Source organism: Ligilactobacillus araffinosus DSM 20653, assembly GCF_001435375.1.
GTDB lineage: Bacteria > Bacillota > Bacilli > Lactobacillales > Lactobacillaceae > Ligilactobacillus > Ligilactobacillus araffinosus.
The window spans coordinates 1-20,128 of the sequence record NZ_AYYZ01000015.1; the positions used below are offsets into that span (position 1 = coordinate 1).

A 20,128-nucleotide genomic window follows, 5' to 3' on the forward strand; every position below is an offset into this window, starting at 1 on the left:
ATGAATTGCCCTGCACATTTGTGTGTCGAAACATTGTTCAGTTTTCAAAGATCTACTTCATGTTCAATTAGCTATCAAATTGACAGCTTTTATATAATACCAAATTGAAAACCTGGTGTCAATCACTTTTTAAAGCAACCTACCAAATCAACAACAGTTATTACTATACAGGTATCACCTTTATCCGTCAAGATTTTTTTAAACAAAATTGACTCTTTTTTTTTAGTTTTTTATACTTATTTGATGTATTCCAAATTAAAAGAGGATCAGCAAATGAAATTAGAAGAAAAAAATACCAAAGTTTTCGACAATACCATCATCAAATTTATCATTGTTGGGATTGTTAATACCATTGTTGGCTGGGTCGCAATGTTCTTATCATTGTGGCTTTTAACTAAGATGGGGGCAAACCACACAATTAGTTATTGGATTCCATCCGGGGTCAATATCGTTGTTGGAAGTATCGCTAGTTACATTTTGAATAAGCATTTTACTTTCCAAAGCAATACGACCGGGAAAGAAGATATTGGTAAATTTATCATTAATATCTTGATTTGTTATGTTGTTGCATACGGAATTGCTCAACCACTTGCAAAACAAATCTTCAAACATGCTGGCGTGATGCTCCTTAAAATCATCTCATTACTTTCAGGTTCAATCTTATTTACAATTATTAATTACTTTGGCCAACGTTTCTGGGTATTTAAAGAAGACGAAAAGTAATTTAAATCCAAATAAAATGGAGTCGAATCAATTAGATTCGACTCCATTTTATTTAATAATCGTTAGCAGCGCATGTTGAAGCGTCCCAAATTTGCCTTGAACAACTGTTAGCCATTGACAATGAATCATCTGACCAAGTGTTCCAAGCCATAAAAGACGAAACTCAATCAGGAGTAAACACAAAGTAAATCCTAAAACGAGATGTTCGCCAATTCCCCCCGTTGTGTAATAAATCAACTTTGGCCGTTTTCGTTTCTTTTTGTATGGCCACAGCCAATGAATGCCTTCCTTAGAAAAGGAGTCCTCGACCAAATGCATTAAGTACCCGAGCATCAACCAAAAAGTCACATTCTGTCCCGATGCTGACAAATAATGAAATTGAATAATGGTTCCTAATATAAATACGACCATTGCTCCTAAAAGTGAATGGGTCCCGCCTCGATGACCAAATGTTTTATTAGTAATTCCGCTGGCAATTTTATTCCGCTTTCCTAAAAATGAACTTGGATGGTCAATATCTGGAAGTAAACTTCCAATCCCAAGAGCACACCCATTTAGCAGACTTACTTCACCTGAAGCAGCCATTAACGGCAAGCCGACAGCCAGTGTTAACGTGATATGTGTTCGATACTTCATTTCTCTTCCTCAAAATTATATTTCATGCCGGTATTTCAAATGACTTTGACCTTCATGGGCAATCACGTTGATCTGATCTGGAATCTGCGTATGCAATTCTCTTACATGGCTGATGATTCCAATCATTCGGTTCTTACCTTCTAGTGTTCGCAAAGTCTCCATCGCAGTTGTAAGAGCATCCTCATCAAGTGAGCCGAATCCTTCATCAATAAATAGCGTATCAATTTCAGTTCCGCCATTTTGACGCTGAATTACTTCACCTAACGCCAACGCAAGCGCCAAAGCAGCAATAAAACTTTCACCACCAGATAACGTGTGTACACTTCGGGTCTGTCCAGCTTCATCATCATATACATCGATTCCCAATCCAGTCTGTCGGGCAGTATTGCGTTCCGCATTTTGCTGTAGGACAAAAGAGTAGCGACCATCGGTGATTTTTTCTAAAATTTGAGTTGCCACTTCAAGAACTTCCTTAAAATATTCCCGCAAAACAAACCGCTCAAGACCAAGTTTATTTTCACTTGTTCCTCCACTGATAATTTGAGAAAGTTCCATCACTTCATCAAGATTCTGCTGTTGTTTTTGACAAGCATCCCACAATTTTGATGCTTGACTTCTAATTTGTTTCAGTGATTGCAGCTGGGCATTGCATTCGCCCCATTTGATCTGCATTCCGCGCAACTTATTTTCCAAATCATCAATCTGCGTTTGAAGGTGATCAACGTTGGGCAGTTCCCGTTTACCGATAATTTCATTAACCTTTGCTAACTGGTCAGCGTTTGATCGTCCCTTTTGCCGATATTCATCCACTTCTGTTCGCAATGAAGGTAACCGATGTAAATTACTGATCAAATTCCGTAACTTGGATTCCGTTTCATTTTGCTTTTGTAATTCGTCTTCCAAATCATGTTCAGTTTGGTTCAGCTCAAAATGCAACTCATGCAACCGTTTAGTCAATTGCTTATCCTGAGTTTGAAATACGATTTGCTGCTCTTTGACCTGTTGCATCTCGCTTGCATTTTTCTCTTGAGCAGACGTAAATTTTTCAATTTGAGTTTGCCATTGTTCTAATTGCTTTTCCAACTCAGCTTTTGTTTCAAATTCAGCCGGAAGCAACTTTTGCTGGGTTTTAACTTGAGCATCTAATTCCGCTGTCTTTCGTTCAGCCTTTTCCTTCGACTGTTGTGCTTGCTCAACTTGATTTTGCAATTCAGTTCGCTGCTGTGAGAGAGTCGCATTTTGGGCTGTTAACTGGGCTTGTAATTTCTTTGTTTCGTCATATTCCTGTTTTCGGATTTGAAAATCTCGTTCCTGTTCTTGACGCCAATCATTAATTTCATCAAAAGATAGCCCCGTTTGATTTTCTTGATTTAGCTTTTGTAATTCTTCATCCAAGGCTTGCTGAGCAGCTTGGACCCGTTGTTGGAATTCGCTTTGCTGTTCCTTAATTTGAGATAGTTTTTGAGCAGCCTGAGTATACTTTATCTGTGCCTGCCGAACATCCTCTTCTTTGATCTTCCGCATTTCAACCGGGACTTCTATTTCGGCCGGGTGCGGGTGTTCCGTTGAACCGCAAATCGGGCAGGCTTTCCCCGGAATCAACTGCTTTACATAAAAGTTGATCTGGTTTTGAGCAAAATAATTCTGAAGTTCATCAGCTCGCTTGGAAAGGGTTGCAACTGTTTTTTGTTGATCAACAACAACCTGAGCAACCTTTGCCAGCTTTTGTTCATTAATTTTCTTATCCCGATTAAATTGGTTAAGCCGTTCAAGGTGATGATCCAGCTGGTTAAGCTGTAACTTTTGCCGGTTCAAACTATCATTTAAGGCCGTTAGATCACCCATTTGCTGGAGACGGGTCTGGTTTTCTTTTAGTTGCTGTTCCTTTTCAGCAAGCGACTTTTTAAGTGAGATCATCTTTTGAGTCGCCTGTTCTAATTGACGTTGGACATTCTGCAGACTTTGTTGAGTCGTTTGGACCTCAGCATACAAATCTAATTTAGGTTGTAACCGTTGCACCTGGGACGTTAAGTTTTCTACTTCCGGGGCCTGTTTTGCAAGCTCATCATAAACCTTTTGCTGTTGCTGCTGGTCTTCTTTTAAACGGTCCAAATTTATTTCAGTATCCTTGATTTGGTGATCAACATCTGCAACCGCCATTCGTTGCTGACTAACCTTCATTATTAAAGTCCGCTGAGACTGGGCCCATTCAAGCAGAGCAATCTCCTGTCCTTTTTGCTTGATTGCTTTATCTTGTTGTTTAAGCATCAGCCGTTCTTGTTTTAGTTGGTTACGCTCATCGAACGCCTTTTTTAATTGCTTAGCATCATCAAGCTGCTTTCGTGATTGTTGAAGTTTCTCGTTGTCGTGATCTAAAATCTTTCTTTGATCTGTTACAAATTGCTGATTGTGGGTAATTTTTTCATCAACAACCGCCAACCAATCCTGATTTGTCCGCACTGCTTTTTGTTCATTATCCGTTAAAGTTACGTTTTGCTTTAAAACTTCTAAATTTGCAAGCTGTTGTTCTGTTTGTTTTTTCAACTCGCGAACTTCAGTCTTAATTTGTTCCGCCCATTTTTCAAAAATTTCAGTTCCAAAAACCTGCCGTAAAACCTTTTCTTTATCTGCACTATCAGCAGCCAGAAATTTTCGAAACTGTTGTTGCGGTAGCAAAACGATTTGGGTAAATTGTTTCGCGCTCAAATGAAGTAAATCTTCAATAAAACTTTTAATATCGGATGCCTTTGTCAGTACCTCCTGTTCGCCATTAACACCATCGTACTTTAACATTTGCTTGGCCTGGTGACTCGACGTTCCGCCTTTCGCATTTACATAATCATATTTAGGTTCGCGCGTGACCGTATATTCTTTTCCTTGGTGCTCAAATTTTAATTGAACGACCGTTTTTTCCCGCGCTTGCGCAAAGGATGAACGCATTTGTTGCGGCGTTCGCTCATTACCTGAAGTTTCACCGAAAAGTGCATAGCAAATCCCATCAAAAATCGTCGTTTTCCCACTCCCGGTTTTCCCACTGATCAAGAATAACGGCACGTCTTCAAATTGGGTAAAATCAACCATTTCATTCCGATAAGGCCCGAAATTTTGCATTATTAACTTTAATGGTCGCACTAATTAACGCTCCTTTCAGCTTTTACTAATTCTTCCTTCGCAAATTTTTTCTGAACTGACGAAAGCTCATCTCCCGTCGCTTCATAATAAAAAGTCTCCAGCATCTCAAGCGGCGTTAACTTTTTAATTTCCTGGCCGCTTTCTTGCGAGATTGCATTCCGTCCATTTTGCCTTTGAAAACTGATGACCCGTGGATAAAATTCACGCAACCGGTTCATTATATTCGGAATGATCTCCTTATCCGTCAACCGAATTGCCACAAACTGATCATCGCCAACTTGCCGATAAAATTTAGGATCTGTTAGCGTCGCAAAGCTTTCCTGCAAAACCACAATGTCGTTTTTGGGCGTTAACGGAACCCATTTTGTCATTTCATCTTTTTGATCCGTATCAATGATCCAAACGCCCTTTTCATCCTGAGCTTCGCTTACTGAAAACTTAACCGGTGAACCGCTGTATTTCATTCGCGGATGATGCAACGCATTTTTACTGTGCAAATGTCCCAGCGCAACATAGTCAAAATCCTCTATTAAGTCAAGAGCAACGGCATCAAGCCCGCCCACTTCGACTTGCGTTTCTGAATCACAGTGACTACTCCCAGCTGCGAAAAAGTGCGCCACTAAAACATGCTTTTTATCGTTTTCAAAGTGCGCTTTCATTTGACCGAAAATCAACTTCATCGCATCATTCAAGTTGTGAATTTCGGTATCTTTAAAATAATTCCGCGCAGCCGGAAGTTCAAAATATGGCAACAAAAAGAACTGGGTGTCACCAATAATTACCGGCGTAAAAGCATCTTTCAATTTTGTATTCATATACAAATTTGTTGCCTTGAACCAGTCACTTCCGGTATTAAGGCGAACGGCGGAATCATGATTGCCATTGATTGCCAATACTGGCAAATGATCTTTCAAATTTAGTTGAATAAGCATTTGATCTAACAACCGGACCGCATCTTCACTTGGAACTGATCGATCATACAAATCACCTGCAATTACGACCGCATCGACTTTTTCCCGCAATGCGATCTGCTCAATTTGTTCAAACGCATCCCGCTGATCATCAAAAAGCGAAAAATCATGCAACTTTTTCCCAATATGCCAATCTGCTGTATGTAAAAATTTCATCATTCCACCCCTATTCGCTTAATCAAACATTTGTTCTCATTTTATCATATTAGATCAGTTAAAAGAAAGAAGGGGCTGCGACTAACACCACAACCTCTTCTGAACTAAATTTCCTTTTTAATTTGACGAACCATTTGCAATTCTTCATTGGTTGGAATCAACATCGTTTTGATTTGCGCATCTTGCGGTGAGATTATTCCTTCCTGGTTTGCCTGGTTTAATTTTTCATCGACCTCAATACCAAGAACCCGAAGTTGTTTTAATAGCGCTAACCGCAAATCAATTTGATGTTCGCCAATTCCACCAGCCAAAACTAATGCGTCGATTCCGCCAAGTTCAGCAAAATATGCTCCTACATATTTTACGACCCGGTTAATAAAAATTTCACGAGCCAGACTTGCCTGACGATCACCTTTTTGCCAAGCAGCTTCAATGTCTCGCATATCAGAACTTGATTCTGAAATTCCCAATAATCCAGATCGATCATTCAACAGCGTCATTACTTCTTCTGCTGTCATTCCTTCCTTTTCCATTAAAAATGGAACAATTGCCGGATCAGCATCGCCAGCTCGGGTTCCCATCGTTAAACCGGTCAACGGCGTGAATCCCATTGAACTATCAAATGCTTTACCATTCTTAATTGCAGCCACCGATGCGCCGCTTCCCAAATGCAATGTAATAATTTTTAATTCATTTAATGGTCGGTCAAGCAGCTCCGCTGTTCGTTCTGCTAAATAACTATGACTGATTCCATGTTCACCATACCGTTGGATTTGATATTTTTGAGTTAACTCATATGGCAAACTATAAATCGCATTTGATTCCGGCATGTCCGTAAAGAAGATACTATCAAAGACGGCATACTGATCAACATTTGGCAAAATCTTTTGCATCAATTCAACGTACCGAGCTTCATGCGGATTATGCAATGGTGCAAAGTCTTTTAAGTTCTTAATTTCCTGCAGGACGTCCGGAGTGACCAGCGTTGCCTTCTTAAATTTCTGACCTCCAGCAACGATCCGGTGACCAACAATTTGAATTTCATTTAATGAAGCAATTTTAAATTCCTCGATTTTATTTAAAATCATCCGTCCCGCATCCTCATATCCCAAGTTAGGTTCCCGAGACTGCTTTTTTTCATCATTAAACTTAGTCGTCACTAATGCTTGAGGAGTATTAATTCGTTCAACCTCACCTTCACCAGCAACTTTTTCACTTTCAATTTCAAAAACCTTCCACTTGACTGATGAACTGCCAGCATTTAAAAGTAAAACTTTATCCATTACTTTTCCTCCGTAATTTTCTGTTACTTTTTGTAAATTATACCAAGATTTTGTTATATTCGACTGAATTTCATTGTAAAATTCATATTAAATTCAGATTTTTTCACAAAAAATCAGCTTAATTTCTATTTTTTATTCAAAACTAATTTGCTTATTTAGCAACGTTTTCCTGACTTTTGTTACAAAATTTCAGTTTTTTGTAACAATAAGTAATACTCTTGCTACAACGCTGTGATATTTACCGCTTATACTAGACACTGTTAAATCGTTACGGAGCGATTTTGATATGAAAGTTAGTAAGAATATATACAGATAATTTTTATAGGAGTGAATATATTTATGAAGATGAAAAAGGTTTTAGTTTCAGCTGCTGCATTAACAGGTACAATTGCTGGTGCTACAGTAGTTGCAAATGCTGACACAGTTACAGTTAAGGCTGGTGACACTGTTACAGAACTTGCACAAAAGTACAACACAACTGTTAATACAATCCAACAACTTAACAACCTTAGCAATCCGGACTTAATCTTTGTTGGCCAACAATTAAAGGTTAACAACGACAACAACGGCCAAGCTGTTGCACAACAAAACACAAATAACAACACACAAGCTGCTCAACAAGCAACTTCACAAAACACACAAGCTCAAGCTTCTACACAACAAGTTGCTCAACAAAAATCAGCTTCACAAAACACACAAGCTCAAGCTTCAAACAACAACTACAGCTCAAGCGTTTCAGGGAACGACGCTTCTGCCAAGGCTTGGATCGCACAACACGAATCAAGCAACAACTACAACGCACGGAATGGTCAATATATCGGTAAGTACCAATTAAGTGCTAGTTACTTAAACGGTGACTACTCACCAGCTAACCAAGAACGGGTTGCTGACCAATACGTTGCTCAACGTTATGGTTCATGGACAAACGCTCAACGCTTCTGGGAAGCAAATGGTTGGTACTAAAATTTAGATATTCTACAAAGTCGACGGTTTAAGCCGGCTTTTTTATTTATTAATAAATAAAGCAAAAAAAGATTAAAGTTGTTTTCTTCTCTTTTACTTATTTTCAAATTTGATTAGCTATACTAAATATAATAAAAATAAGACTGAGACAAAAAATCTCAGTCTTATTTTTATATATTTATAACTAGTCTATTAACTTACCGACAAGGGATAATTTAGCCAATACCCGTTCACCATGTGGTGATTTATTTAACAAAGCGTCTGTAACATCTGTCCCTGCAAGATTACCATGATGTTCACCACCTGTCCACGCCGGTGAATTAGTGACGTCATAAACTTTTCCATTAACAGCTACGTAAGCCGGATTACCGTTTTTACCATTATATTTCGCTAAATCTACACGCTTAATTTCTTTTTCGGTCATTTCTCACACCTCTTCTCAATACAACCATACCAAACTTAAATTAAAGAAGATATTAATATGCTTAGCTTTTAATAAACTCCTCCTTGATAAGTCCCGCTGATAACGTGACGGAAATCAAACGTTGATAATTCTGACATCCGAATGATTCGACTTACTCCAACCGCAATCATTAAATTTATTGGTTCATCTGAATCGTCCGGGATGACTAAAACGGTCTGCTTACCTGATGCTCTTAGATATCCCATCTCATAAGCAACACCATCATCAATTTGAGCTGGATTATATAGCATAATTCCTAAATCAGCCCCCATCATCCCTTCAATGTCTGAGACATAAGTTCGATTCTGCCATTCAACGTCATGAACAAGCTCAGGATGTTCATTAACATCCATCCCTTTGTATTGATGATCAAGTGGGAAATGTGAAAACTCACGTGAAACGGTGGGATTCGTTTCAATTGCCTTCAACCCTGCATCTAACTGTTCGCGTTGTTCAGGCGTAAACCAACTACATGCAATATATGCCTTTACTGGGCCAGGTTCAACTGTCATAATTCTTCTCCATTCTTTCGTTGCCATTTACCGAAGTAAATATTTTACAAATAAATAAATGCCACCACCAAAAATGATGATGCCAATCGTCATAATCATTCCACGTGAAAAAGTAGCCGCTCGGTCCCGAACTCCCAAAGCATTGTAAATCATTAAAAAGCCGATTACGATCAGCAATAAAATTATTAAAATAATTGAAAGCCGCATCTCGTTCACCTACTTATCCTCGTATATTATTATCTTATCTTAGATTAAACTCATTTACCATAAAAAGATAATACAAAAAGGTAAAGCAAATAAAGTTTCCTAAAAATAAGAAAATTTTATTCGCTTTACCTTTTAATCATTAACTGATTTTAAATTACGATTTTAATACCAACCGCATTCTTGCCAGTGCTTTTGAGCGTTAACCCATGAGCCATAACGACTTGTAACATATTGGTTAGCAACTTCATCTTGGTGAGCTGGTGAGTAGTCACCGTTTAAGTAACTAGCACTTAATTGATATGCACCAACATATTGACCATTCCGGGCGTTGTAATTTCCACCTGATTCACGGGCAACAATCCATGCCTTCGCAGCTGCATCACTATTTGAAAGATTTGATGATGCTGAAGAATTGGAACCATTATTTGCTGTCGTTCGAGTTGTTTGTGAACTTTGAGCAGCAAGTTGAGCATTTTGATTTTGCTTTGCCTGATTATTTGAAGCTGCAGATTGTTGAACTGTTGCTTGAGGTTGACCATTTACTTGATTATTTTGAGTTCCATTAACTTGAAGTTGTTCACCAGCATAAATCAAGTTAACATCAGCTAAATGATTAAGTTGTTGAATCGATGAAACCGTTGTGTTATATTCGGTTGCAATTTTTGAAAGAGTATCGCCACTTTTTACCGTCACTGTATCAGCGTTTGCGGCTACGGCACTTACAGTTATCAAGCCGAATGCTGCTGCAATTGTCAATAAAAACTTTTTGATTCTCATAAATAAAATTCACTCCTATAAAAAATTCTGTTTTCGTTCTGACACGTTGTTTTCCTTAACAACACTGTTTAGTATACGGGGAAAATGTAACAGGTAAATAGCAGGATAATTACTATTTGCTGCTTTTATGTAATATTTATCTTCAGGATGTAACGTAAAGTAATAAACTCTAACAAAATAAATTTATTTATCAATCAAAATTCCTTTATTCTCGGCGTTCATTCATTTTCGCCCTTTTATGACAAAATCACCTCCATTGAACAGTAATTTCTGTTAAATTTTCACAAATAATTTTTTCTAACAAAGAAAAAACCAGAAAAACCGTGAGATTCCGCTGTTTTTCTGATTCTAAATCGTTGATTTGTAATTTGAATGTTACATTCCCGTTTTCTTTTGATGATGTTGTTCAAACTGACGGTATACCCTAAAGAGGATTACAAAAATCAAAAGAATTAAGACAACTACAATGATAATCCGGAGTGCGCTTCCGCGGAAGACCGCATCACCACCAAAAGCATACAGTAGTGACATCGGCAGCGTTCCTATCGCGATACAAATAATTAACCGCCCAGTTCCCATCTTAAGCTTAACGGCCATATAACTTGTAAAACTTGACGGAATCATTGGAAGAGCATATCCCAAAATAATTGCCAACGCTGGATCTTTAAACCGCTTAAATGATGCCATTTGATTTTTGAAACGTTTCGAATGCTTAATGAAATTAAAATGCGCTAAAAGATAAACTACCAGCAAATTCCCTAAAACATAGCCGCCCAAATTCATTAAAATCCCTAACCACGGGCCATAAAGGACTCCGTTAAAAATGCAGACAACCGCAACCGGCGCCCCTGGAATCGCGGTCAGAATCGCAGTCAAAATAATCAACAAACACGCATCCTTGATTCCATGATGCCGAAAGGCCTGCTTTAAATACATGCGATCATTTTGCGGATTAAAGAACTGATGAAGCTGTGGATAATAATCCCGCAGCAACAACCCGATCACCCCGACCGCTAAGATAATTCCTAATGTAACTGTACTATATAGTAAGATTTTTCTTCGTGTTTCCTTTTTCATCGTCAATTCCTTGCTAATCGTATTTCACTTTCTATCTTATCATTTAACAATTTAAAAAAACACTGAAACAAAATGTTGACACGGTGTCACTATTGGAATACAATCTAAGTATATTCAGTGACACGGTGTCATTAAAAGGAGTTGATTATTTTGCCAAAACAGACATTTTTAAAATTAAATGTCGAAAAAAAGAAACGCATTGAAAACGCGCTCCTAAATGAATTTGCGCATTACCCATTAAACAAAGCCCAAGTTGCCCGAATCATCAAAGACGCTTCAATTTCACGGGGAGCTTTTTATAAGTATTTTGATGATCTGACTGATGCATACCAATACCTTCTTCATCAGGAACTTGGTCACGTTCACGTTAACCTTGAAAATCAAGATTACGCTGAGCCGCAGCTTATAATCCGCCAAATGCGCCGGTTTATTGATGAGGCTCATACTCTTCCAAGTTATTCATTATTTCAAATGCACTTTAAATATAATGAAAATTTGCTGCGACCATTTATCCCGACAACTGAGATGAAAACCACCACTTGGATGTACTTCATTTTAAGTCACGAAACTTTACGCTCACTCTTTCTTGATCCCGCTAATCAAGAATTTTATTTCAACCGTTTTAAAACCGCAATTGCTCAAATAGGAAAGGAACAGTAATTATGTTTTTAGCACTTAAAGAAATCAAACACGAAAAACTTCGTTACGGCCTGGTGATTTCAATGGTCGTCCTCATTAGTTACTTAATCTTTATTTTAACAAGCTTGGCTCAAGGATTAGGAAGTCAAAATACCGCCGCAATCGACACGTGGAACATTAAACAGGTCGTTTTGAATAAAGATTCTGATATCAATATGCGGCAATCCTTCTTAACGATCCAACAAGTTAACCAGCTTCACCAAGGAAAAAATGATGCCATTATTGGTCAAGCAGCCGTGGTTGCTAAACATTCCGACCTGCCACAAATTAGTGCAACCTTTATTGGGATCAAACCAACCCAATTCATTTACAAGGATATGAAAGTCATTAAAGGCCACAAACCGTTAACCAACCGCCAATTGGTTGTTGATTCTTCGTTTGAAACTAAAGGCTACAAAATTGGTCAATGGGTCAAGTTAAACTCCCTTAACCAAAAATATCAAATTGTTGGGTTTGTCAAAAATGCCAAAATCAACATTTCACCAATTGCATATGGCAGGTTATCTGCATGGAAAGCCATCAGTAATCTGAATCCAAACTTGGCTGCAAACGCCCTTGTTACTCGAAACAAATATTACAAGGTTACTGACAACAACTTGAAAGCATACTCAGTATCCGCCTTTATTAATAATCTTCCAGGCTACACTGCCCAAAATATGACTTTTGAATTTATGATTGGATTCTTGATGGTCATCTCATTGATCGTCATCGCGATTTTCCTTTACATCATTACCAATCAAAAACTTCCAAACTATGCTGTCTTAAGAGCCCAAGGTGTACCCGCTAAAACCCTGGTTATCAGTACGATCATGCAATCGTTAATTCTAGTTGTCAGCGGAATTTTAATTGGCGCTCTTCTAACATGGATTACCAGTTTAGTCATTCCTGCAGCTGTTCCAATGACATTTAACGTTCCCGTTTTAAGTACAGTTGCTGCCGGATTAGTCTTAACTTCGATCATCGGTGCAATTTTACCAGTCCGGACAATTATGAAAATCGACCCTGTAAAGGTTATCGGCTAAGAAAGGAGCTTTAATAAGATGACTGCATTAACTTTAAATCACGTTAATAAAACATTTGGAAAAGGAATTGCAAAGGTTGAAGCCCTCAAAGATGTTAATTTTAATGCTGAACAAGGAGAAATGACCTTAATTCTTGGACCATCAGGATCCGGTAAAAGTACGTTTTTAACGATTGCCGGAAGCTTACAAACCCCAACTAACGGCGAGGTTCTGATCAACAACGAAAATATTCGGCACCTTTCTGCCAAGAAACGCGAACAACTACGTCTTAATCACTTGGGATTCGTTCTTCAATCATACAACCTCGTCCCATACCTGACAGTTAAGGAACAATTTAAACTCGTTGATAAGGTTAAAAAGAACGGCAACCTTTCAGCAAGTCAGCTCGATGACCTGCTGAAACTGTTAGGAATTAACCAGCTTATCAATAAATATCCCGATCAGCTTTCAGGTGGCCAAAATCAACGGGTTGCAATTGCTCGGGCGTTATATCCAGATCCTGAAATTATTTTGGCAGATGAACCAACTGCAGCTTTAGATTCAGCCCATGTTGAAGAAGTCGGTAAATTGTTTGCACAGCTTGCACACGCCCAAAATAAAGCGGTCGTTGTTGTTACCCACGATTTACGGTTAAAAGCTTATGCTGATAAAATCTTCAACATCACAGATGGAGTAATTTCACGGGAAAAATAGCTTTGTCCTTCCCCTTTGATTTTGATAAAATGAATAAGAATTTAATTTTTATCAAAGAGGTGAATCCCGGTGATCAAACAGGAAAAACTTTCAGAATTAACTCAAACCGATTTTAAATGGTTTGACGTTGTCGACATTGATGAAGCTGATATTCGCGAACTTAAAAAATCATTTAAACTTACTCCCGAGATCACTTCATATGTATCTGACCTGAACGAACGGCCGCACTATGACTATGATGAACACACTGATAGCCATCTTCTCGTATACGACGTTCCGCTTTGGTCGACAGCTGAGATCAATCATTTTACGACTCGGCCAATTGTTTTTCTAATTCATGAAAAGACTGTTTTTTCATTCCATACTCACCGAACAAATTATGTTTTTGAGCAATTTGAAGGTAGTGAAATGCACCAACGGCTTCAAAATGTCCATGACATCACCGAGTTTGTAATGCTGTTTCTCTTTCATTCGACCCAGTATTTTCAACGTGCATTAACCCAGATCAACACTGATCGCAATCAACTTGACCGCGAACTAAATAATGAAATTGCGAACCGCGATCTCCGTGAACTAGCTCAAATCGAAAAAAGTCTAGTTTACCTTTCAAGCAGTATCAGTACAAACTTGATGATGCTGCAAGATCTAGGGAAAACACCGTTAGCACGGTTACTGACGCCAGCAGCATTTGAGCGGCTCGATGATATTCTGATCGAATCTAAACAATCCTCACAAATGGTTAAAATTTCAAACGAAGTTACCGAAATGCTTTCAAAAACTTCAAATAATATTTTGAATAATAACCTGAACGATACAATGAAATTTTTAACTGTTTGGTCGTTACTGCTGACAATTCCAACTATTATCACCGGCTTCTTCGGCATGAATGTCAATCTCCCACTTACCAATAATCACTGGGCATGGTTGATTATCATTGTCTTGAATGTCGGCTTTATGATCTGGCTTTTTATTTACATGAAGAAACACCATTTTATTTAATAAAATGCGAACTATTCCAATTAATGTGTTTTAATCTCACAGAATAGTTCGTATTTTTTTACTATTTAAAACGATTCCAATCAGGTACAATTAACTCACCGAAAGAGAAGGCAAAAAATTATGAACACCCCAACAACCACTCAACCCCTTTGTAAAAGCCGTTAAGCGTGTTGCTTGGGGAACAATTATTTTTTTAGTCGCACTTAACGTGATCGACTTGCTCGTTTCGCTTGGAGTTGTAATCATCTAGGAAAATTCAAACTTGATCGAGAGGCTAACCAATGGCTAGGCATATGTGATTGCCGGCGTCATCGGCGTTGTTCTTGTCTTAATTAAAACCAATCAAACTGAACGCCAGCAGATTTTTACCGCTCATAAAACGATGATCAACTGGCAAGCAATTATTGGAATCATCCTTATACTTTTTGTTTTTCAACTCGGAGCCAAACTCTTTGGAACCATTGTTGAAGCCGGATTGAAGTCCCTTGGTTTTTCAGCCCTTGCTGCAATGCAAAATGAAAGTCAAACCGGAATTCGCTCGGTTAGTATGATGGTTTATGGCGGAATCTGTGCTCCATTATTTGAAGAAATCGTTTTTCGCGGATTCGTCTTCCGCAAACTGCAACCATTCGGCGTTAAATTTGCCCTGATTATCTCATCGTTTCTCTTTGCATGTGCCCACGGAAACTTGATTCAAAGTCCGTTTGCATTTGCGACCGGAATACTTCTTGGATTAGTTGCATACCGTTATGGATTAAAATGGGCCATTGTTACCCATATCATCAATAACCTTGGATTAAGTATCGGTCTCCAATTGCTTTCGCAAAAGATCGTATGGATTCCATTTTTAACCGTTGGTCTAGCGATAATTGGTCTGATCGGATTCATTTTAGTCGGCATGCGGCCATTGATTAATTGGTAGCGTCAGAATCGAATTCAAGACCACTTTTTATCAATTACTTTACGTCAATTACCAATTTTAATTATTTTAGCTTATGGAATCGCCCTTGCGCTGGGAGGAATCCAACATCGATAAAAAAATGGAACTGCAAAAATTGCAGTTCCATTTTTCAATTCTAATACTTTTAGTTTTAATCCCGAGAATAATTAGGAGCTTCTTTTGTAATTTGAACATCGTGTGGATGTGATTCCCGTAGTCCAGCCCCTGTAATTTGAACAAATTGGGCTTCTTCCCGAAGGGTCTTCAAGTCAGGGGCGCCGCAGTAGCCCATACCGGCCCGTAAACCGCCGTCCATTTGATAAAGAACGCTTGAAACAGGGCCTTTATAAGCAACTTGGCCTTCAATTCCTTCTGGAACAAGCTTATTAGCTTCATTTACACCGCTTTGGAAGTAACGGTCAGATGAACCGTGAGTTGAATCCATTGCACCTAAACTGCCCATTCCACGATATGCTTTATACCGCCGACCTTGATAGAAGACCGTTTCACCAGGAGCTTCTTCCGTTCCGGCAAGCATTGAACCAAGCATTACGGCATTTCCGCCGGCTGCGATCGCCTTAACAATATCACCTGAATATTTAATTCCACCATCCGCAATGATTGGTTTGCCATATTCACGAGCAACACTTGCAGCGTCATAAACCGCTGTTAATTGAGGAACCCCAACTCCGGCAACGATCCGGGTCGTACAAATTGAGCCTGGTCCGATACCGACTTTAACAACATCAACTCCGGCATCATACAAAGCCTTGGTTGCTTCTGCGGTTGCGACATTTCCGGCAATCAACGTTGCATGCGGGAAGTGTTCCCGAATTTCTTTGATCTTCCGTAATACGCCAGCTGAATGGCCGTGTGCAGTATCAATTACTAATGCATCAGCACCAGCTTCAAGTAATGCAGCTGCTCGCTCAAAGGTGTCACTTGTAACCCCAACAGCAGCCGCAACTAACAACCGGCCTTTGTCATCCTTAGCGGCATTTGGAAATTCAACGACTTTTTCCAAATCACGTAATGTGATCAATCCTGATAAACTTCCTTGACCATCAACTAATGGAAGTTTTTCAATCTTATTCTTTTTAAGGATCTTCCGGGCTTCATCAAGCGATGTCCCTTCCTTAGCCGTAACTAGATCCTCTTTGATCATTACATTATCTAATTTTTGATCATGATTTTGAATAAAGCGGATATCCCGGTTAGTAATAATTCCGCATAACTTCCGGTCATCCCGACTGTTAACAACTGGAACACTGCTAATGTGGTTTTCATGCATTAACTTTTCAGCTTCCGTAACGGTGTTATCCCGGGTTAAGAAATCTGGATCGTTAATGATTCCATTTTCAGAGCGCTTTACCTTCTGAACTTCTTCAGCTTGACGTTCGATCGACATATTTTTGTGAATAACACCTAAACCACCTTCGCGAGCCATCGCAATTGCCATTTCAGATTCCGTTACCGTATCCATTCCGGCACTGATGATTGGAATATTCAAATGCAAATTGTCTGCCAAATCAACACTTAAATCAACTTCATTCGGCAAAACATGACTTTCTGCCGGAATCAGTAAAACATCATCAAATGTAAAACCTTTTTTTGAAAACTTTGTATCCCAGTTAGACATAAGTTTTTCCTCCATAAGTTTATTTATTGTTTTATAGATTACACAAAATCCGTATAAATTTCAAGTGATTATTCCAATTAATTGTGAATTACGAATAATTATTCTTCGATTCATTCTAAAAATAGGTTTAAATTGCAATATTTTAATTTATTCCAAATAAATTGCACGCAATTTTTCAAGTTTTTCCGGAGGCAATCCTAAATATTTTTCAAAATATTCATCCATTGATGCGGCTACAGTTTTACATGTTCGTTCCAATACCTTAAAGTTTTCCGAACTGACGGCTAAATTTGAATTTAATTTATCCGCAAGAGCATTCCGAGCGTCATTTGTCACTAAATGGTTGATTTCGGTTGCTGATGCTCCCTCAAAAAATAAATTCGTTAATAAATAGTCCTTTAAAATTTCCTCTGGCTTAACTTGCAACGCGCTCAAAATCAAAAAGGCTGCCACTCCAGTCCGATCTTTCCCTGCAGAACAGTGAAACACCAAACTTTGACCCGGTTTATCATTCGCCAGTAACAGCTCAAACATTCGTTGGTATGCCATGCGAGCATGTTTATCAACCAGCATCTGAATATAACTTTGGTCAACGTAATCTTGATCATCGATTTTCATCTTCATGTAGTTGACGATTCCTAAATTTTTAAATAACGGTTTACTGAACGGATAAACCGCTAAATTTACGTATGCCGCCTCTTCAGGATATCGATCGGCATAATATTCCATTTCAGCCGGTGATCGAAAATCAATGTCAATTCGAAGACCGTAATCCGTTAAAAAACGCAAATCATCATCCGTCAACTCAGCCATATTCCCTGAACGTAAAATTTTTTGCCATTTAACATGTTTACCATTAACGGTTGAATAACCGCCTAATTCACGAAAATTTACTCCACCTTTTAAATCAAGCATCCGTTGATGTTCCATTTTAATTCCTCCTTAATGCTAGATACAGCAAGAGGTTGCGACAATTGTCACAACCTCCCTTTTACTCTTATGGATTTGGAGTTCCCTGCTCATCTTCAGCAGAATCATTCTCCTGATTAGCTAACGGAGTAACCTTCATCCAATCAATATAATTCCGTTTGAAATCTGTAACTTCAATTTCAACATTTCCAATCTGAATTTTTGATCCAAGCTTAACTTTATAATTTTCAAGCAAATAACCTGCTAAAGTTACACTATCTGCTTCTTGAAATTCCTTATCTTTAAACTTAAAAAACCGTTCAAAGTCATATAACGTTGTTTTCCCTGATACCTTATACGTTCCATCGTCATTAGGAATAATATCGTCTGATGAAACGTCATCAGCTTCATCTTTAACTGTTCCAAAAAGCTCTTCATAAATATCACGGTCAGTTACGATTCCACTTGTTCCGCCGTACTCATCCAAAATAACCACTAATGGAACATGTTTCTTAATCATTTGTTGCAGTAATTTTTGAATTGGGGTCATTTCAGGGGCCGTAATAACTGTCCGCATTACTCTTGAAACTCGAACTGTATCATCAACCTGGGCCTGACGAATCATATCATAGATATAAACATATCCTAAAATATTATCTTTATCATTATTTGCAACAACTGGATAACGCGAAAACTTGGTTTGTAAATATTTATTGATCACATCACGGACCGTGTCAGTTACGTCAACGACTTCGAGACTTGTCCGGTCAACCATTATGTCCTTAGCAACCTTATCGTTAAATTCAAAGGCTCGTTCCATGTAAACATAATCTTCCCGGTCAATTACCCCGCTATCCACCGAGTTTTTCGAAACGTTCAAAATTTCATTTTGCGACATTACGTCTTCTTCTTCGCCTGCTGGCTTTAATCCAAGTGCCTTGACAATTCCTGAGGCTGATTTGTTAAGCAACCATACAAACGGATAAAAAATCACATGGAAGTAGTGTAACGGTCGGACGATGAACATCATCATCTTCATTGGCATATCGATACTGATATTTTTCGGGACGATTTCCGTTAAAACCACTTCAAGGTAGGTCAAAATTACGACCCCTAAAACTGCACTGACAGCCACGATCGTTGCGTGATTGATTGGCAGCTTGCCGAAGGTCTTAATTAAAATCTGTGACAAAGTATCTGCCCCGATCCACCCTAAAATGATTCCGGTCGTTGAAACCCCAACCTGGGTCGTCGATAGGTACTCATTCATGTTTGAAACCATCTGCAGTGCAAGTTTCAGTTTTTTCTTGTTGCCTGTTCCTTCTTCCAACGCACTTTCAATTGCACTCTTTCGAACAGACACGATTGCAAATTCTGCCGCTACAAAGAAAGCGGCAAAATAAAAGACGATCACTACAATAATCAAATTGATTATCGCCTGACCACTTGACATTTAGTCATTCCCCATTTCTGAAAATAATTAAATTTTATTTTATATTAAAATCATACCACCTTTTACGGTGTTTGTAGACTACTGCTCACTATCTGTTAGATAAATTTGCTTTAAATCGCGCTGTTGTTGCGGGGTAACCTTGAGTACCTGCTCAACATAGTTACGGACATTCCCAGCTTCTGCGCAAATGACGTTCAGCGCCGTATCTAAATACTCATCATAGACATGCGTTAAGGCTTCGACGTTTTTTAAGAAGATTGGCCCGAGATCATGATAAAGTTTCTGTTTATTTTGTTGATTTAATGCTAAATGCTTGTTTGATGAAAGATAATCCTCACGGATAATTTCATCAGGAACCCCTAAAATGGTCATCAAATAAACGGCGCCCATTCCGGTCCGGTCCTTTCCCGCCGTACAGTGGAATAAAACTGCTTCGTCGTCAGTTGAATTTGCTAATAGTTCATCAAAGAATATCCGGTAAGCATGTTGCGCACTTGGCGCAAGCACAATGTCTTTATATGAATTCAGCATATCGTGATAGCCGGCTTCGGGATCTTCTTTGAATGCTTGCTTTCGCATTTGATTTTTCGCCGTACTATTGGTTTCATCGGCCGGAAAAACTGAATCATTCACATACTTTGCCATTGAAGGAACCTTATCCGGGTACTCTTCCTGTTCGCTTGGTGAACGAAAATCAACGTCGACCCGAATCCCATATTCATTCAGATAATTCAAATCATCATCCGAAAGCGGATTAAGCATTCCTGAACGAACCGCTTTATGCATTTTAATCATTTTTCCATCAATTGTGGGGTATCCTCCAATATCACGAAAATTAAATCCATTTTTAATTTCTAATAAATGTTGTTCCATC

Annotated in this window: 20 protein-coding genes; 7 read left to right on the plus strand and 13 right to left on the minus strand. The window is 38.6% G+C overall.

What is annotated here, in order from left to right; translation table 11 throughout:
* Positions 1-273 precede the first annotated feature (273 nt).
* Entirely contained in the window at positions 274-723 is a 450-nt protein-coding gene (locus FC64_RS02715) for a GtrA family protein (protein ID WP_057906425.1), read from the plus strand.
* A 48-nt stretch (positions 724-771) separates the two neighbouring features.
* Here the strand turns inward: FC64_RS02715 and FC64_RS02720 are convergent, their stop codons facing one another.
* The 4 genes from FC64_RS02720 to FC64_RS02735 all read right to left on the minus strand — a co-directional run bounded on the left by FC64_RS02720 (position 772) and on the right by FC64_RS02735 (position 6,901).
* Positions 772-1,359: a metal-dependent hydrolase gene (locus FC64_RS02720; protein WP_057906426.1), complete on the minus strand. Its 588-nt coding sequence runs from the start codon at positions 1,357-1,359 to the stop codon at positions 772-774.
* 15 nt (positions 1,360-1,374) lie between these two features.
* On the minus strand, positions 1,375-4,491 hold the full coding sequence (locus tag FC64_RS02725) for an AAA family ATPase (RefSeq protein ID WP_057906427.1): 3,117 nt from the start codon (positions 4,489-4,491) through the stop codon (positions 1,375-1,377).
* A complete protein-coding gene (locus FC64_RS02730) occupies positions 4,491-5,618 on the minus strand; it encodes an exonuclease SbcCD subunit D (RefSeq protein WP_057906428.1) in 1,128 nt (375 codons plus the stop codon). The genes FC64_RS02725 and FC64_RS02730 overlap by 1 nt, the downstream gene beginning before the upstream one ends.
* 104 nt (positions 5,619-5,722) lie before the next feature.
* Entirely contained in the window at positions 5,723-6,901 is a 1,179-nt protein-coding gene (locus FC64_RS02735; protein ID WP_057906429.1) for an acetate/propionate family kinase, read from the minus strand.
* 339 nt (positions 6,902-7,240) lie between these two features.
* Between FC64_RS02735 and apf (FC64_RS02740) the strand changes: the two genes are divergently transcribed.
* Positions 7,241-7,864, plus strand: coding sequence for an aggregation-promoting factor (apf, locus tag FC64_RS02740; RefSeq protein WP_057906430.1), 624 nt, complete (start codon positions 7,241-7,243; stop codon positions 7,862-7,864).
* A gap of 184 nt (positions 7,865-8,048) precedes the next feature.
* Here apf (FC64_RS02740) and FC64_RS02745 read toward each other — a convergent pair whose 3' ends face one another.
* The 5 genes from FC64_RS02745 to FC64_RS02765 all read right to left on the minus strand — a co-directional run bounded on the left by FC64_RS02745 (position 8,049) and on the right by FC64_RS02765 (position 10,900).
* Positions 8,049-8,288, minus strand: a complete 240-nt coding sequence (locus tag FC64_RS02745; RefSeq protein ID WP_057906431.1) for a cytochrome b5 domain-containing protein — start codon at positions 8,286-8,288, stop codon at positions 8,049-8,051.
* Between the two features lie 68 nt (positions 8,289-8,356).
* The gene (locus FC64_RS02750) at positions 8,357-8,839 is read right to left on the minus strand and encodes a nucleoside 2-deoxyribosyltransferase (protein WP_235804831.1); all 483 of its coding nucleotides are present in this window, start codon (positions 8,837-8,839) and stop codon (positions 8,357-8,359) included.
* A 27-nt stretch (positions 8,840-8,866) separates the two neighbouring features.
* The gene (locus tag FC64_RS02755; RefSeq protein WP_057906433.1) at positions 8,867-9,055 is read right to left on the minus strand and encodes a hypothetical protein; all 189 of its coding nucleotides are present in this window, start codon (positions 9,053-9,055) and stop codon (positions 8,867-8,869) included.
* Positions 9,056-9,208: 153 nt separating this feature from the next.
* On the minus strand, positions 9,209-9,823 hold the full coding sequence (gene apf, locus FC64_RS02760) for an aggregation-promoting factor (RefSeq protein ID WP_057906434.1): 615 nt from the start codon (positions 9,821-9,823) through the stop codon (positions 9,209-9,211).
* A gap of 375 nt (positions 9,824-10,198) precedes the next feature.
* Complete coding sequence (locus FC64_RS02765; RefSeq protein ID WP_057906435.1) at positions 10,199-10,900, minus strand: TVP38/TMEM64 family protein; 702 nt, start codon at positions 10,898-10,900, stop codon at positions 10,199-10,201.
* Between the two features lie 150 nt (positions 10,901-11,050).
* On the opposite strand from FC64_RS02765, the gene FC64_RS02770 reads away from it, so the two are divergent.
* From FC64_RS02770 to FC64_RS02790, 5 genes are all read left to right on the plus strand, one after another.
* Positions 11,051-11,560, plus strand: coding sequence for a TetR/AcrR family transcriptional regulator (locus FC64_RS02770; protein ID WP_057906436.1), 510 nt, complete (start codon positions 11,051-11,053; stop codon positions 11,558-11,560).
* Positions 11,561-11,562: 2 nt separating this feature from the next.
* Positions 11,563-12,621 (plus strand): ABC transporter permease, encoded by a 1,059-nt coding sequence (locus FC64_RS02775; RefSeq protein WP_057906437.1) that lies wholly within the window; start codon positions 11,563-11,565, stop codon positions 12,619-12,621.
* A gap of 18 nt (positions 12,622-12,639) precedes the next feature.
* Positions 12,640-13,314: an ABC transporter ATP-binding protein gene (locus FC64_RS02780; protein WP_057906438.1), complete on the plus strand. Its 675-nt coding sequence runs from the start codon at positions 12,640-12,642 to the stop codon at positions 13,312-13,314.
* A 69-nt stretch (positions 13,315-13,383) separates the two neighbouring features.
* Positions 13,384-14,313: a magnesium transporter CorA family protein gene (locus FC64_RS02785; protein ID WP_057906439.1), complete on the plus strand. Its 930-nt coding sequence runs from the start codon at positions 13,384-13,386 to the stop codon at positions 14,311-14,313.
* Positions 14,314-14,608: 295 nt separating this feature from the next.
* The gene (locus FC64_RS02790) at positions 14,609-15,235 is read left to right on the plus strand and encodes a CPBP family intramembrane glutamic endopeptidase (protein ID WP_057906440.1); all 627 of its coding nucleotides are present in this window, start codon (positions 14,609-14,611) and stop codon (positions 15,233-15,235) included.
* Positions 15,236-15,404: 169 nt separating this feature from the next.
* On the opposite strand, the gene guaB is transcribed toward FC64_RS02790, so the two are convergent.
* The 4 genes from guaB to FC64_RS02810 all read right to left on the minus strand — a co-directional run bounded on the left by guaB (position 15,405) and on the right by FC64_RS02810 (position 20,127).
* Positions 15,405-16,892: an IMP dehydrogenase gene (gene guaB, locus FC64_RS02795; protein WP_057906441.1), complete on the minus strand. Its 1,488-nt coding sequence runs from the start codon at positions 16,890-16,892 to the stop codon at positions 15,405-15,407.
* Between the two features lie 147 nt (positions 16,893-17,039).
* On the minus strand, positions 17,040-17,822 hold the full coding sequence (locus FC64_RS02800; protein WP_057906442.1) for a tyrosine-protein phosphatase: 783 nt from the start codon (positions 17,820-17,822) through the stop codon (positions 17,040-17,042).
* Between the two features lie 67 nt (positions 17,823-17,889).
* On the minus strand, positions 17,890-19,254 hold the full coding sequence (locus tag FC64_RS02805) for a hemolysin family protein (RefSeq protein ID WP_057906443.1): 1,365 nt from the start codon (positions 19,252-19,254) through the stop codon (positions 17,890-17,892).
* 78 nt (positions 19,255-19,332) lie between these two features.
* Positions 19,333-20,127 (minus strand): tyrosine-protein phosphatase, encoded by a 795-nt coding sequence (locus tag FC64_RS02810; RefSeq protein WP_057906444.1) that lies wholly within the window; start codon positions 20,125-20,127, stop codon positions 19,333-19,335.
* Position 20,128: the final 1 nt, after the last annotated feature.

Coding starts and splice junctions, on each gene's coding strand:
- apf (WP_057906430.1), top strand. CDS start 7,241: ATGAAGATGAAAAAGGTTTTAGTTTCAGCTGCTGCATTAACAGGTACA.
- FC64_RS02810 (WP_057906444.1), bottom strand. CDS start 20,127: ATGGAACAACATTTATTAGAAATTAAAAATGGATTTAATTTTCGTGAT.
- FC64_RS02745 (WP_057906431.1), bottom strand. CDS start 8,288: ATGACCGAAAAAGAAATTAAGCGTGTAGATTTAGCGAAATATAATGGT.
- FC64_RS02735 (WP_057906429.1), bottom strand. CDS start 6,901: ATGGATAAAGTTTTACTTTTAAATGCTGGCAGTTCATCAGTCAAGTGG.
- FC64_RS02805 (WP_057906443.1), bottom strand. CDS start 19,254: ATGTCAAGTGGTCAGGCGATAATCAATTTGATTATTGTAGTGATCGTC.
- FC64_RS02715 (WP_057906425.1), top strand. CDS start 274: ATGAAATTAGAAGAAAAAAATACCAAAGTTTTCGACAATACCATCATC.
- FC64_RS02800 (WP_057906442.1), bottom strand. CDS start 17,822: ATGGAACATCAACGGATGCTTGATTTAAAAGGTGGAGTAAATTTTCGT.
- FC64_RS02780 (WP_057906438.1), top strand. CDS start 12,640: ATGACTGCATTAACTTTAAATCACGTTAATAAAACATTTGGAAAAGGA.
- FC64_RS02775 (WP_057906437.1), top strand. CDS start 11,563: ATGTTTTTAGCACTTAAAGAAATCAAACACGAAAAACTTCGTTACGGC.
- FC64_RS02720 (WP_057906426.1), bottom strand. CDS start 1,359: ATGAAGTATCGAACACATATCACGTTAACACTGGCTGTCGGCTTGCCG.
- guaB (WP_057906441.1), bottom strand. CDS start 16,892: ATGTCTAACTGGGATACAAAGTTTTCAAAAAAAGGTTTTACATTTGAT.
- FC64_RS02730 (WP_057906428.1), bottom strand. CDS start 5,618: ATGAAATTTTTACATACAGCAGATTGGCATATTGGGAAAAAGTTGCAT.
- FC64_RS02765 (WP_057906435.1), bottom strand. CDS start 10,900: ATGAAAAAGGAAACACGAAGAAAAATCTTACTATATAGTACAGTTACA.
- FC64_RS02750 (WP_235804831.1), bottom strand. CDS start 8,839: ATGACAGTTGAACCTGGCCCAGTAAAGGCATATATTGCATGTAGTTGG.
- apf (WP_057906434.1), bottom strand. CDS start 9,823: ATGAGAATCAAAAAGTTTTTATTGACAATTGCAGCAGCATTCGGCTTG.